Origin of the sequence: Mesorhizobium sp. M0563 (genome assembly GCF_040321065.1) — a bacterium.
Classification (GTDB): Bacteria; Pseudomonadota; Alphaproteobacteria; order Rhizobiales; family Rhizobiaceae; genus Mesorhizobium.
In genome coordinates this window covers 172,396-187,799 of the sequence record NZ_JAMYQV010000002.1, presented here as the reverse complement: position 1 = coordinate 187,799, position 15,404 = coordinate 172,396, and the positions used below count along the sequence as shown (strand labels likewise).

Genomic DNA, 15,404 nt, shown 5'->3' with positions numbered 1-15,404 from the left:
CCTTCTAAGTCATTGAAATGTTGGCGTGCCCGGAGAGATTCGAACTCCTGACCCCAGATTCGTAGTTTGCAGCTACGCCGCGTGCCTCCGATAGCAGAAGAACGCCTCTTCGATGGTGGGTGTCGTGATGTAGCGGTCTCCCGCTACCAAAATTCAGCCTGCCATATGCATCGAGATCGTAGCCGAATGCAGCCATATCGGGCGTGGCGCTGTAGCCGAAGGCTGGCGAGGTCGGAATCAGAAAGACACCTGCGCACAACGGCCATTCGCCCGGCGGACCCGCCAGATGACGTTACCGACGTCGTCGGCGACGAGCAGTGCGCCAGTCTGATCGATAGCAACGCCGACCGGACGGCCCATCGCCTCGCCATTACGCCCGATGAAGCCAGTGAGCACATCTTTCGGAGGACCGCTCGGTTTGCCACCATGGAACGGCACGAAGATCACCTTGTAGCCGCTGTGCACGCTTCTATTCCACGAGCCGTGCTGGCCGACGAAGGCGCCGTTGCCGTAGGTCGGACCGAGCCGGGCGCCTTTGGAGAAGGTCAGTCCCAGCGAGGCGGTATGGGAACCCAGGGCGTAATCGGGCTTGATCGCTGTCGCCACGAGATCGGGGCGCTTCGGCTTGGCGCGTTCGTCGACGTTCTGTCCGTAGTAGCTGTAGGGCCAGCCGTAGAAAGCGCCGTCACGAACCGAGGTCATGTAATCCGGCACGAGGTCGTCGCCGATCTCGTCACGCTCGTTCACGGCGACCCAAAGCTCGCCAGTTCCAGGATTCCAGGAGAGCCCGTTCGGGTTGCGCAGGCCCGAGGCGAAGACCCGCGTGCGGCGGGTCGACCGATCCACTTCAAGGACAGCGGCGCGGTTCTTCTCCGCGGCTATGCCGTTTTCTCCAACGTTGCTGTTGGAACCAACGGTGACATAGAGCTTGCGTCCATCCGGACTTGCGATCACGTCCTTGGTCCAATGATGGTTGAGGTCCCCGGCCGGCAAGTCGATGATCTTTTCCGGCGACGTGCTGACTCGCGTCTGGCCATTGGAGTAGGGGAAAGCGACGAGCGCGTCGGTATTCGCGACAAAGAGCTTGCCTTTGGACAGCGTCATGCCGAAGGGCGAATTGAGGCCTTCCGCGAACGTCGTGCGCACATCCGCAATGCCGTCGCCATCGGTGTCGCGCAGCAGCGTGATGCGGTTGGCGCTTTTGGTCGCGGCGCCAGCCCGCTTCATAGCCAGGTCCATGAAGACCTTTCTAAGACTAAAGCCTTCGTCATGCTTGGCAGGGGCATTGGTTTCAGCAACCAGAACGTCGCCGTTCGGAAGCACATGCAGCCAGCGCGGATGGTCGAGGCCGGTGGCGAAGGCGTTCACTGTCAGCCCCTTCGCCGGGGTCGGCATACCTCCTTTCTGCCAGCCTGTCGCCTCGGCGATGTTAACAGTCGGGATCAGCGTCGGTCTTGGTTTCGGTAAAGTGGGGTTGGGGCCATAGCCGGTTATTGCCCCGGTTTTTTGCGCCGGAATGCCAGCGCAGCTTGCCATGACGGCGCCCAACACCGCTACGAGTACGCTTCCTTGGAAGCCGGCATGCATCGGACGTCCTCCGCATGGATTTGTGTCGCGCTCTTTGTGCAAACGCAAGTCAGTGGCTTATTCTTCCAATTGCTCCGAAAAAACAGCGGCGCTCGTGATCCGAGGGCCAGGAATTCGCGACAGATCTGCTCTCGGCAGAAATATGGCGCGAGAAGATTGTGGCAACCGCGCGAATATCTGTCGCGCGATATGAATCTCAGATTCGTGTCGCGCGAAATCGATACGGCTTGCGCTTTTCGGTATCGAGTTGCTCACGGGCCAACATGCGTTCGAATGGAACGAGACCGTGAACGGCGAGACCCACAATGACCCACCGATTGCACTAGCTGGTGAAACAGCTGTTGTTGCTGCTTAGCAAGACGCTGCAAATCTGCTAAAGTCTGCGGTGGGAGGAGACGGACATCCAATCGCTGCCGATAGCACAGCCAAGTGTAGCGAAGGCGACACCCGACGCTTCACTTCCGCTCGCCTATTCCCTCGCGACGCTCTGCTGGCTCCTGTCGGCCGGCGTCTATATCGCCGCCAAGTGGGTTGCCCCCGAGATGCCGCCTTGGGCGCTCTGCTTCTGGCGGCTGGCGCTCGCCTGCGCGATCCTGCTGCCTATCGTCCATCGTCATCACGGGGCGATGCTCGTGCTGATCCAATCCCGGGTGATCGAGGTGCTGGTCATCGGCGCCATCGGGCTGACCTTGTGTCAGGGCATGATCTACACGGGCCTCAACTACACCAACGCGACCACCGCCGGCATCATCATGGCGCTGTCGCCGATCATGACCATGGTGCTTGCCCGCCTCGTGCTCGGCGAGCCCCTCGGTGTCTGGAAAGCGCTTGGAGCGCTGGTCGCTCTGGCCGGGATGGTGGTGATCGTGGCGCGCGGCGACCTTGCCGCGCTGATGCAGCTACGGTTCAATCCCGGCGAGTTGTGGATCGTCGGCAGCGCGCTTTGCTGGGGCCTCTACACCGTGCTGCTGCGTCGCGCGAAATTCGGCATCGAGCTTCTGCCGATGGTGGTCCTGCTGCTGGGAGCCGGCGCGCTGGCCGCACTGCCTCTCTATCTTTGGGAACTGTTTTCCGGGGATCGTTCGGCGCTGCATGCGAACGGCCTTCTGGCCCTCGCCTATGTTGCTGGCCCGGGCGGCGCTCTGATGTACTATCTCTACAACCGCAGCGTCGAGACGCTTGGCGCCGGGCGCGCCAGCATGCTGCTCTATCTGCAGACCGCCTTCGTCGCCGTGCTCGCTTATCTGTTCCTTGGCGAAAGCCTGCACGACTACGATCTCGCCGGCGCCGCCTTCATCGTCGCCGGCCTGCTGCTCGCCACCGCGATCAAGCCGAGGCAGCGCACGGTGCGTGTCGCATAGCGAACCTCAGCACCGTCGCTTCGGCCAGCAATTCGTAGAATCAAAGCACCACCCGAAGCGAAGCCGGATCATTGAAGCCGGCTCTGTACCGCGCCTTGGCCCACGCCGCCCGTTGATTAATGCCGTTCAGCCATCAAGCCAAAGGGAGACGGCGCTCGTTCCCGCCCATCCTCGAGCTCGAGCATCGAATCGAAATAAGTTTTCCAGCGCGTATCGTGAGTCACAACGCAGATCGCGACATTGCGGCTGTCCGCCAGATGCCTGAAAACCTTCATCACCATCTCCGCCCGTGTACCATCCAGTGCGGCGGTAGGTTCGTCGGCCAGAATAACGGTGGGATCGTTTGCCAAGGCCCTGGCGATTGAAACGCGCTGCTGCTCGCCGCCGGAAAGTTGGGAAGGATAATTGGAGCCGCGATGTTCAATGCCCAATGCGGCGAGAAGCCGGCTGGCTCGCGCCTGCGCCTGCTGGCGACCGACATCGTTGACCTGCATGGCGATGGCAATGTTTTCGGCGGCCGTGAGAAAGGGGATCAAGTTCGCTTTCTGGAACACAAACCCAAGATGGCTCCGCCTGAAGGCTCGTAGCTCGTTGAGCTTCGCACCGGGACGCGAAATCACCTTGCCGTCGAACAGGACCTCTCCCGTGGTCGGTGTCTCCAGCAGACCGGCGATCATCAGCAGCGTCGTCTTGCCGGAGCCGCTGGGCCCGACGATGCCGGTAACGCTGCCGGGGCTCAAGGTCAGCGAACCTGCCGCCAGCGCGGTGACCGGCGAGCCCCCGCTCTGGTAGACCTTGCTGGCGTTCCGAACCTCCAGCGTGGCGAGGCGGCGCTTCGACATCAGGCCAACACTTCCTGGGCACGGACCGCGAGCGCGCGACGAATCGCAAACCAGCTGGCCGCAAGGCTGAGTGCCATCAGCACGAACGACAACACGCTAAGATCGGATTCGGTGATCAGCACAGTTCTTGGAAACCTCGGATAGATCGTAAACGAGATGGCTATGGCCAGAACGAGGCTGCAAAAGCCGATCAACCCCGCCTGCTGCGCAATCATGCCGATGATCACCCGGTCACGCGCGCCGATCAGCTTCAGAAGTGCTATCTGCGCGACCTTCTCGATCGTCATCGTATAGATGGTCAGTGCTATGACGGCGCAGCAGATCAGCAGCGTCATCGTCGTGAAAGCCAGGATCTGGACGCGGAGCTTGCCGAGGCGGCCGTCCAGTAGAAGCGTTTCCTGGTCCTGCTGCGTGAGGACCTCGACGTCGCCCCAGCGTTTGATCGAGTCACGCACGACCTCCTTGTCCGCGCCCGGGAGAGTTTCGACGATGACGGCAGCGACACTTCCGGTCTCGTCGCCGAGACCCATGCGCGTCTTGCCCTTGGCCGCACGGTTGAGGAGGATCGCCTCGCTGGGCAGCAGTTGGTTGATGACCTGCGCGTCCGGGATGGTGACGAACAACAATCCGTCGCCACCCATGTCGACCTGCCCGGTCGACACGCCGACAATCGTATAGCTATCTCGTCCAAGCCGGATCTCGTCACCCACAACCAGGCCGAGAGTCTTGTCGGCGATGGCCTCATAGCGATTTGATTGGAAGTACCGGCCGGCGATCAACGGTATCCAGCTGCCACTGTCGCTTGGATAGTCCACACCAGTGACCGACATGCGCAGCGGAAGCCCGTCAATTTCGAACTGCTGGTTGTATTGGATGAACCGCCGCGTTGCCGCCACACCGGCCACACCGGCCACGCGGCGATCGAGATTGGCCGGAACGGCGGAAGATTCGGCGAACGGTCCGGACTTTCCCCCTTCGACGACCCAGAGGTCGGCACCAATGCCGTCGATCACGATCAAGGCTTCGTAGACGATGCCGCGATACATGCCCAGCATGCCGATCGTCGCCGCCATCAGCAGGCCGACGCCGAAAACGGTCAGGATGAACCTCAGCAGGTTATGCCTGATATCTTTGACCGCGAGATTCACCTGCCCAATGCCTGGAGGTTAACCGCCTGGTACTGGAAGCGGCCTGTCGGACTGAGCACGACATCACCTACCTTTAGGCCGCGCGTGATCTCGATATCGGTGCCGCTGGAGTAGCCCAGTGAAACAGGAGCCCAATAGGCCCGCCCGTCATGTGCAATCCATAGACCCACCCGTCCCTGGTTTCTCGCCAGGAACCGCTGTGGCACCGCAATGCCTGGTGACGGCGATTCCGCTTGGATGGTGACGCTTGCACGCTGACCCACAGCCCAGTTCGCCGGCACCTCACGCAATTTAAGATCGACCGTAAACTCGCGGGTCTCTTGATCGACCTGCCGGCCGATCCGCGCAATGGAAGCAGCGTAGGGTCGTTGCGGATCCGATGAGAAGGTGACTTTGGCTACTTGCCCCGGCCGAAGCGACCCCATTGCGGATTCGTCGAAGCGTGCCATGACCAGCAATGACGTCGGGTCGACAATCTGCATCAGTTCGACGCCCGGAGAAAGCAGGTCCCCCACCGTGCGGCTGCGGGAAACCACCACCCCGTTGACAGGCGAGCGTATGGAGGTTTCGCCGAAACGGCTTCGTATCTGCTCGACCTCGGCGGAGGCGGCCGCGACCTGGGCCTTTGCGCGCTCGATGCTAGCGGTCGCTCGCGCCAATGCGGCCTCGGCTTGCTTCTGGGTACCTTCGAAGAGGTCGAACTCGGCCTGAGAAATCGATTTGCTGGCGAGCAGGCTCTTCCTGCGATCCAGATCTGCCTTTGCAGTACGGGCGGCGATAGCCAGCCGGTCACGCTCCAATTCGGCCTCGCGCACGCTCTCCGCCGCAGCCCGGTCGTTGGCGACCGCGGCGGCAAGCTGATACTCGATTTCAGTCGCGTTTAGCGTGGCGAGGATATCGCCGGTCTTCACCTCGTCATTCCGGTCGACGCGAACGTCGGCCAGGAATGCCTGGATCCGTGCCGTCACGATGACCTGGTTGGTTGCACCAAGGAGGCCGGGTCCGGCGATTTCACGCGCGATCAGCCTTCGCTGGGCGACATAGGACTCCACCTGAGCAGGCCAGATATACCAACCAGAAAAGAGCCCGACTGCCGCCAGAACGGCAAACAAAATTAAGATGAAGCGAATCACGTATCTTTACCTGCACCGGCTTCCACCGGCCCCGCTGATCCTGGATCGACGCATCGCTATATCGCCGCCTGCTCGGCGGCGTCGACCGCCGGTTGCCCAGCCAACAGCCGTTCGATGACTTCCCTTAGGATATCTTCTGCTTCCGCATGGTCATAGCCTAATTGGTCGAATATCAAGGTCAGACCGAGACCGTTCGCGGTCGGAAAGGTACGCAGATCCATCTCGCTGGTACGTGGTTTTTCTCGTCGCATGTCAGGCAGGGGCGTCACTTTGAACATGCCGAGATCAAGCTCGCCACTGGCATGGGCCCTTTGAAGCGGGGCCGACTGCGTGGCGCGTGTCCATCTGTCGACTGTTTGGGTGCCGGCGACGAAGAGGGAGGTATAGGACCCCATGGCTACGACATCGTCATGCACGTCTCCGAAGTAGTTCGAATCCATGAAGGGCGCGAAATGGATAGCCTCTTCGATCCCTTCTCCGAGCGAACCGGCTAACGCTTCGATCGTCTCGAACCGCGACAGCCGCACGCGCACGGGCACGTCCGAGGCGACGAAATTGACATAGTTCTCCAGCCGCCGGTCGTGGCGCAAGGCTGCTGGAACCTGCATCACCATGTCGTCCACGCCGCCGCGCGCCCCGATGGTCTGCGCAAAGGCCGCGATGATCATGGCCGTTTCCGTCGTGCCGGCTGCCCTGGCACGCTTGCGCAGCGCATCCTGCTGGTCGCTGGCTATCGAGAGCGTCACGTCCTCGCTGAGGCTGCAATCGATCAGATTGACATTCGTCCGCCAGCCTTTCGCCTTGCGCCCGAGATTGGGAACCTGCGGCAAGGGCTCGACGAATACCTTGCGCAGGAATGCGTCGCGCCGCTCGAACGAACCGGGTTTTCCGACATGGTCGAAATCCCGGATGAACCGGTCGATACTCATTTCCACTGGATCAAGAGGCAGCCCGAGATAAGCCTTGACTGTCTCCTCGACGATGAGGCCGAGGGAATAGCCGTCAACGACGAGATGATGTGCCTTGGCGACGATAAGGTCGCTCTCGGAGCCGAACCGGATGATCGTGACACGGAACATCGGCGCCTCGATATCTATGCCTTCCTGCGCGAGTTCGGTTGCGCGCTCCATCGCTTCGGCCTCGTCGGCGACTTGCTCGACCCTGAAGAAATCGGTCGGCGTCCTTTCCAGATACGCGCCGTATCTAGCCCCCTTGCGGAAGAACCGGGTACGCATCACCTCGTGGCGCGCCATGACCGTTTCGATCGCTCGTCTGAGACGATCGGCGTCCATCTGCGGCCGGATCTTGAACTCCTTGCTTACAATGAATGCGGCACGCGCATGCGAAGTCGCGTCTGGATGTTCCTGGAAACGCAGTAACCCCAGTTGTGTGCTGGTCACAGCAATCTCTCTTTCGACGTTGGGCACGCCGTCGAGCGGCGAGCGCTCGACGTCCTGGCTTCCACTCGGCTGACCAGACCACTCGCGCAGCCTCCAGCCCGTTGCGGTGGGCAGCAGGCGGCCTGACGTTTCGAACTCGGAGGAAAGCTCGTCCAGAAACTGATCGAGTAGCAACCGCGCTGTTGCTTCTTCGACGACGTCGAGATCCACGCTCAGCCGGCAGACAACACCGGCGTCGCTTGCCGCTGCGGACAATTGAATCTCGTGCGCGGATGCGGGGATCGCATCGAGAGGATGGTCCAAGGCGGCGAGCGCCGTAACTTGGCTGCCGTCGAGAAAAGCGAAGCCGAATTGGCGCAGCGAAACATGGCGGATGCGCAGATCCTCTTCGAGCGCCAGTTCCAGGGACGACGTATCCATTGACCGATGCGCGTGGCCGTTTGCGTCGGCACGCTCGACCTTCCTCAGCAGATCGTAACCGAGTTCATTCATGGCTCGCAGGACAATCGGATAGGACCCATCCAAGGGGCCCATCAATCCGCTTGGTGCTCCCTCCCCGCGCTCGCTATACCAGCGGTCGACGACGATTGATTGGAGCGAGAGGCGGTTTGCCAAGGCCTTGGCATAGGCGGTCAGAAAGCGCGCGGCCGGCAACTCCGATCTCGACGCGAATGCTGCTGCGGGAAGCGTAATTTCCAGCAACCCGACACGGCCCCTGTTCGTTCCCATACCGGCGGGAGACGAGGCACGACTGCGGCCGGGGATCGGTGTGATCGCAGGCGCGTGGTGAAGGATCTCCTTCCAGTAGGCGAAATCGCGACGATACTCGCTCGATCCGGGCACTGGATGAACTGCGCGCGCATAGTCGGCAAAACTAGGCGCTGCTTCGACCGCTTCCGCTTCGTCTTGCACAAGCTGCGCGAGCAAAAGGTGAACCGACAACATGTCGGCAGCCGCGCGATGAGCCCGGATTTGCAGGTCGTGACCGCCATCCTGCCGCTGCCACGCGCCGATCCGCCATAGCGGACCAGGCAGTGCCACATCGCCCAAACGACCGCCCGGCGAAAGCACTTCAACAATAGGTTGAGCCTCGAAGCCGATCTCTACGGCGCCGGACGCCGATATCGCACCCGTCATCCGGAGCGCATCGTGTCTCTCGACCAGTCGCGCCAATCTTGTCGCAAGCGCAGCCAGCGACACGCCGGGCTCAATACTCGTCTCGACCAGGATCTGATTGTCGGCCTTTGCGACGGCCGACGACATCGGCCGTCCATCCAGCATCATCGCATCGACCTGGCGGCCCAGAGGCCGGAAGGCTTCCTGCGCTGTAACGCCATCGGAACTCGATTGTGCGGCCAGGACCTGCAAGGCGGACGCCTTCAGCTTCGCCTCGAAAGCGGAAGCGACGAGGCGCGATAGTCCCGCGATCGTCGGCGCTTGCAGGAACTTGGCGACAGGGATGTCGACTTCGACCTGAGCCTCGACGCGGTTTTTCAGCTCGAATGATGAGAGGGAGTCGAGACCTAGCTCACTGAGCTTGCGGTCATCCGCCAAGGCGCTTGCCTCGACCTTGAGGACTTTCGCCACTTCGCGCCGGATCATGTCGGCGAGCAGGTCGTCCCACGCCTCGCGTGGCGCGGCTGCAAGCTCGGCCTGAATGCGAGAGCGCCCTCCGGTTCTGTCTCCAAGCAGCGGCGAAATCCTCGGATTCGTCGCTGCGCCGGGGTTCGTGCGCGCGATCGCAGCCCAGTCGATATTGGCAAAGCCGAGATTCTCCGATCTGGCGCGCACGAGATAGGACAGGGCCGCCGCCGCTTCAGAATCCTGAACCGGCTTGATGCCGACACTATCGAGATAGTTGGTCATTGCTTCCGACCTGGCAACGAATCCACTGCCGGCGATCATGCCCCAAGCGGTCGACGAGCCGGCCAGGTTGCGACCCCTGCGGTACGTAGCGATTGCGTTCAAAACAGAGTTGGCCGCTGTGTAGTTGGCCTGCCCAGACGAACCGATAACCTGCGCGATCGAAGAGAAATTCACGAAGAAATCCAGTGGGATATCGTGTTCGACGACGGCGACATGCAAGTTCCACCCGCCGGCTATCTTCGGCCTCAGCACGCGGTCGATCTTGCCTGCATCGAGCTGCGAGACGAAAGCGTCCTCGATCACCGCGGCGCCATGCACGATGCCGCGCAGAGGAGCGTCACCCCCAGCATATTCGCCGATCAGCCTGGCAACGGCGGTAGCATCGGTCACGTCCAGCGCCGCGCGAACGATGCGCGTGCCGCGTTGCTCCATGATCTCGATAGCCACAGCCGCTTCGGCATCTGGAACACCGCTTCGATTGGCAAGGATGATAGTCCCCGCGCCTTTCTGACTGAGCCAATCGGCGATCGCAACGCCAAAGCCTTTGAGCCCACCCGTGACGAGGTAGGAGGCCCGAGCGGAGACGGCGAACTGTGCGCCGAGGTCAAGTTCGATGTCCACGGAAGGTTCGTCGAAAGTGACGATCACCTTGCCGATGTGCAGCGCTCGCGAAAGCATGCGCATGGCTTCCGCCGTGCGCGATGCCGGGAAGCGAGTCGCCTCCAGCGGCTTGTAGACGCCGGCGGCAACCTTTGCCTCGACCTCCGCCAGCAATTGCCTGAAGAGGCTCTCCCTCTCCACGGGGAGCGTCGAGAGGTCGATGACCGAATAGGCGTTGTTGCGATAAAGCGAGCGAAGCCCGATCGGCTTGTCGTCGGCGAGATCGCGCTTGCCGATTTCGACCATCCGGCCGAAGGGCGCCAGGCACTCCAGGCTCTTGTCGATGCCGTTGCCAGACAGCGCGTTCAGCACCACGTCCACGCCGCGGCCACGCGTCAGGGACCGCACCTCGTCGGCGAAATCGAGAGCGCGCGAATTCATGACCTCGTCCACGCCCCATTTCTTCAGGAAGGCGCGTTTTGTGTCGCTACCTGCAGTGCCGAAGACTCGAGCCCCCACATCATGCGCGACCTGGATGGCGGCGAGGCCGACACCACCCGAAGCCAGATGGATCAGCGCGATTTCGTCCTGTGCCAATCGGCCGATATGTTTGAGTGCGTAGTGAGCGGTAAGGAACGCTGTCGGGAGGGTCGCGGCCTCGATCAGATCGATGCCGTCGGGTACGCGCATGGCGAGATCCGCCCGGAGCTTGGCGAAGCGCCTGAGGTAGCCCTTGCCCATACCCATGATGCGATCGCCGGGCTTGAGGTTGGTCACCCGTTCGCCGACCCTGCGGACGGTGCCGGCGAACTCCAGCCCGAGATTGCGCCAATATGCCTCGTCGCTCTCCAACTCGTCCGGCAAGATGCTGGTGGCCGCCATAATGTCGCGGAAGTTCAGTCCGACCGCGGCGACCTCGACCATGACCTCGTCCGAAGCCAATTCGGGATCAGCGATTTCGCGCAGTACGATGTTGTCGATGGTACCGGGCCCCGTCATGGTGACGGCGAAGTTGGAAGAATCCCGCGCCGTCTCCAGCGTCCGCCGCAACGGCGCCACTTCGTGCAAAGCCAGTTGCTCCAACCGCGGGACGTAGCGTTCGGCGCCGCGCAGGACGAATTCCGTCTCTGCGGTTTCCTCCAGCACGGCACCTGAAATGCTCACCCCCGAGTGCAGCGATGTGGGATCCGCATCGATAAGACGGATGCCCAAACCTTTGAACTCGTTTGCCATTGTGCGAGCAATGCCGATTAAGGCGCTCTCACTCAGGCCTGAAAGGCTCATCGGCTGGTCACCTTGCACAAGCCGGCTGCCGGACGTGACGACAACCAGTTCGGGCCGCGGTTCGGACGAACTGTGCAGCCGGTCGATGACTTTTCCAAGCGTGATTAATTGGTGGACGATAGGCGTGATCCTGGCGAGAAGCTCGTCCCCGCCTGCTTTGTCGTCGAGTTTTTCGGGGGCGGCGGCGCTGAACAGGATGCCGCCTTTCCCACCCGATTTGGTCATGAATGCCCGGATCGTGGCGAGCGCTTCATCCGCATCGAGGTTCAGGAACGGCGCCGGGTTTGCGACCTCGACCGTCGCTCCACGGCTAACCAACTCAGCCAATGTCGTTTCGAGGCGCTGCGTTCCATCACCCACCACCAACCAGTGGGCGCAACGCAATGAGGGCGCTGCGGGTTTGGGTTCCTGCTTCTCGAAATGCTCCTCAAAAACACTGGAGCCCGAGCCGGCACCCTGCTTGGCCCTGCTGCCCCTGACCTTGCCCAGCGCCTTTGTCTGAAGGTTGTCGAGAACGATGAGCGGCTGCCCTTCCGGCGAGAATACGCTGAACCGCATTGAGTACGGGTCGAGACCCGGCCGGATGTCGACGATCACCTCGGGCGTCATCGGAGCGCCCAGCAGGATCTTGCGCGCGCCGGTTGGCAGGCGCAACTGATACTGGGCCTTGTCTTCATTAGCCGGCGGCAGCGATTCACCTGGAACCCACACGCCGTCTCGATGCGAAGCCAGGCCGATGCCGGCCTGGAGCACCGCGTCGAGCAATCCGGGGAAGGCGAAATACTGCTTCGACAAGTTGGGGTCCTTGCTCGACAGCCTGGCAACTAGGCGGTCGCCGACAATGTCGAGTGCGTTCACCGACTGGAAATAGGGACCGTATTCAAGCCCGTGCCGTTCGGCGAGACGGTAGAATTCCGTCTTTTCGACAAGGTTCGGGCGATCCAGCAGGAGGTCGGCGGGAGCTGGTGCAAGTTCATATTTGTGGCTGAAGCCATAAGCTTCGGCACGAGTCCTCCAGCCGTCGTCCGAACCCCGATGGAGCGTGGAGATGCGCAGCCTGCTACCGACCGGATCGAACGTCGTCGTAAACAATATGACGTCGTCCTCTGCGATGGAAAGCGCTTCGTACAGTTTGAAATCACGCAGCTCCACGGAGTCAGATCCGAAATGGTCGCGCAGCGCGGCCCCCATGATTTCGATGTAACCGACGGCCGGGAACAGGCAATCGCCGCTGACGCGATGGTCAGCCAGGAATTTGAAGCCTCTAAGCGTGATTTCGTTCGTCCAGGACGGCCCCGCGGTGAAGTCGCGCCATCCAAGCAGTGCGTGCCGGGGTGCCTCGAACAGGAAGCTCTTGGTTTCCTCGGATGTATTCAGCAGGCGCTGGTTGTTCCAGGGTAACTTGGGAACGGCCACGTGGCCACTCGACGATTTCGGCCGGTCGAATTCGACGCCGGCAACATGCAGGCTGCCCTCGGCCCGCGCCAGCGTCCAGAAATCGTCAGTTTTGCGATCGAGCGAGTTCACCGCGGCGGCGTCTGCGCCGCGCTCCTGCGAGATGCCTCGGATGAGCGGCGTTAGCGTGCGGTGCGGACCGATTTCCAGGAAAGTATTGATGCCGAAATCGAGGGTGAAATCCAATGCCTTGGTAAAGCTGACGGGTTGGCGCAAATTGGCCCACCAGTAGTCGGCGTCGAATTTCGTCTCGAATATGCCGGTGACGGTCGAGATGATCGGCAGACGGCCTTCTTTCCAGCCGACCGGACCCAGTTCGCCGAGGAACCATTCCTTGCAGTCTTCCAGATGCGCGCTGTGCCATCCGAAATCCATGGTCATCCGGCGGGCCGTCGCATCGGGATAGGCTTCCGCGACCTTGGCCAGTACGCCAAGCACCGCGTCCTCCATGCCGGAAATCGTTTGCGCGATCGGGCCGTTGTAGGCGGCAATGACGACGCTTTCGTCACCGGGGAGCAAAGGTTCGAGTTGCTGAACCGTCAGCCCTATCGTGGCCATTGCACCGCGCCGCTCGCTCTTCAGCGGTATGAGGCCGCGTTTGGCGATGATGCGAGCCGCCGTCTCGATATCGATGATACCTGAAACGTAAGTGGCCGCGACCTCGCCGAAGCTGTGGCCGATCAGAAGCTCAGGCCGTACGCCGGCCTTTATCCAGCGTTCGTAGAGGGATATCTGCGTAGTGAAGATGGATGCCTGGGTGACGTCGGCATCGTTGATGCGGGTCTTTTTCTCGTCCCGCAGCATCTCCTCGACGGTCGACCAGCCGACCATCGGACGCAGCACTTCGTCGAACATCTCGGCGGTTCGGCGAAACGCACGGTCTTCCTTCAACAGGCGGCGCGCCATGGCCCACCACTGGCCGCCCTGGCCCGAGAAGGCGATGGCGAGCCGACGGTTGGATGCCCTGCCGGTGATGATGGTTGGCCCTTCCGCGCTTTGCTCGATGGCTCCCTTAGCCAATGCGCGCAGTTGGGTCTGGAGCGCGGCGCGCTCCGGCTCGACGATGAGCGCAGCCCGTTGGGCGAAGTTATCGCGCGCGCTGCTCAAATGGGCGGTGATGTCTTCGACCGGCGTCTCCGCAAGGGAGCCTCCCTGCTCCAGCGCATCGGCTAGACGGCCGGCCCACAGTTCCAGTCCCGCCGTGCTGCCGGCCGAGATCGGGACGGCTATCGGATGGCCGGCTATCACCGGCCTTGGCGCACGGTTGGCGTTGGCGGACAACCCCCGCCATCCTTCCACGGCGATGGAGGCATTGGTACCGCCAAAGCCGAAGGAGTTGACGACGGCCAGGATCGGCCGGCCGTGGTGGTCGATCGGCGTCGGCTTCGTTGCCACAGCGATGTTGAGCGCGTCGAACGGAATGCTCGGATTCGGGCGCTCGAAATTCCGGTTCGGCAGCACGATGCCCTTTCCCGCCGTCAGCACCGTCTTGATGAAACCCGCAATGCCGGACGCCGATTCGAGGTGGCCGAGATTGGGCTTGAACGATCCGACATAGGCCGGTTTTGGGCGTGAATTCACCCCGAATACGCGGCCGATAGCAGCCGCCTCGATTGGATCGCCGACCGGCGTGCCGGTTCCATGGGCCTCGACATAGTCGACATCGGCCGGATCGATGGAGGCGCCTTCCACCAGCGCCTCCAGCATTGCTTGCTGTGCTTCCCCGCTCGGAGACGTCAGGGTCGGCGTATACCCGTCCTGATTGACCATCGAATGACGGATCACGCCATAGATCCGGTCGCCGTCGGCAATTGCCCGGTCGAGAAGCTTCAGCAACACGAACCCGCAGCCTTCGCCGCGCACGAACCCGTCCGCCCTTTCGTCGAAGGTGTAGATACCGCCGGTCGGCGAGAGCATGTTGGCGCTGGAGAATGCGATGAACGGCCCTGGATCGAGCATGCAGTTGACGCCGCCGGCGAGCGCCGTTTCACAGGTGCCGGTGCTCAGGTGGCGCACTGCCTGGTCGATGGCAACGAGCGCCGACGAGCACGCCGTGTCGACGGCGATACTCGGCCCCTTCAGATCGAAACGGTGGGATATTCGGTTGGCCGCGATCGAGAACGCCGAACCGGTGCCGGCAAAGATGTCGCCGCCGCCAACACGTCCGCGGCGCAGGTTCTGCGCGAAATCGTTGGTCGAGATGCCGATGAACACGCCGGTGCGTCCACGGCGCAGATCGGCCAATGTGAGATCGGAATCCTGCACGGCCTCGAAGGCCACTTGCAACGCCAGGCGCTGCTGCGGGTCCATCGTTGTCACCTCGCGGGGCGACATGTCGAAGAAACTCGGGTCGAAGCCGAAAACGTCGCTGGCAAGAAAACCACCCCAGCGCGTCCGCATCTTTCCCCGGGCATCGGGCTCCGGATCATAGAAAGCATCGACATTCCAGCGATCTGCCGGGATATCGACGATGCCGCAGTTCTTCTCCAGGAGAAAGTTCCAATACGAGTCCGCGTCCTGGATCCCTCCGGGGAACCGACAGCCAATCCCGATAACTGCGATTGGCTGTGTTGACTCAATGACCTGCTGAGGGGCATCGCCCCCACGATGAATGTTCATGCCCAGACCCCCGCCTAGTATACACCGTGGATTGCCCAACCCCCGGCGCATTTAAGTCACGGCGTATTTAAGTGCATGTCCCAACGGAAGGTCCAAGAGCAAAATTCAC

The 15,404-nt window shown here is 61.9% G+C and carries 6 protein-coding genes; 1 reads left to right on the top strand and 5 read right to left on the bottom strand.

Annotation, left to right across the window (positions count from 1 at the left end; translation table 11 throughout):
- Positions 1-237: 237 nt before the first annotated feature.
- Positions 238-1,587 carry a PQQ-dependent sugar dehydrogenase gene (locus NKI50_RS03520; protein ID WP_352642744.1) on the bottom strand — a complete coding sequence of 450 codons (1,350 nt, stop codon included), beginning with the start codon at positions 1,585-1,587 and terminating at the stop codon, positions 238-240.
- Positions 1,588-1,988: 401 nt separating this feature from the next.
- On the opposite strand from NKI50_RS03520, the gene NKI50_RS03515 reads away from it, so the two are divergent.
- Complete coding sequence (locus NKI50_RS03515) at positions 1,989-2,948, top strand: DMT family transporter (RefSeq protein WP_352642768.1); 960 nt, start codon at positions 1,989-1,991, stop codon at positions 2,946-2,948.
- A 116-nt stretch (positions 2,949-3,064) separates the two neighbouring features.
- Here NKI50_RS03515 and NKI50_RS03510 read toward each other — a convergent pair whose 3' ends face one another.
- From NKI50_RS03510 to NKI50_RS03495, 4 genes are all read right to left on the bottom strand, one after another.
- Positions 3,065-3,688 carry an ABC transporter ATP-binding protein gene (locus tag NKI50_RS03510; protein WP_352715402.1) on the bottom strand — a complete coding sequence of 208 codons (624 nt, stop codon included), beginning with the start codon at positions 3,686-3,688 and terminating at the stop codon, positions 3,065-3,067.
- Positions 3,689-3,789: 101 nt separating this feature from the next.
- A complete protein-coding gene (locus NKI50_RS03505) occupies positions 3,790-4,938 on the bottom strand; it encodes an ABC transporter permease (protein ID WP_352642740.1) in 1,149 nt (382 codons plus the stop codon).
- On the bottom strand, positions 4,935-6,071 hold the full coding sequence (locus tag NKI50_RS03500) for an efflux RND transporter periplasmic adaptor subunit (protein WP_352642738.1): 1,137 nt from the start codon (positions 6,069-6,071) through the stop codon (positions 4,935-4,937). Before NKI50_RS03500 ends, NKI50_RS03505 begins: the two co-directional genes overlap by 4 nt.
- A gap of 56 nt (positions 6,072-6,127) precedes the next feature.
- Positions 6,128-15,295, bottom strand: coding sequence for an SDR family NAD(P)-dependent oxidoreductase (locus NKI50_RS03495; protein WP_352715398.1), 9,168 nt, complete (start codon positions 15,293-15,295; stop codon positions 6,128-6,130).
- Positions 15,296-15,404: the final 109 nt, after the last annotated feature.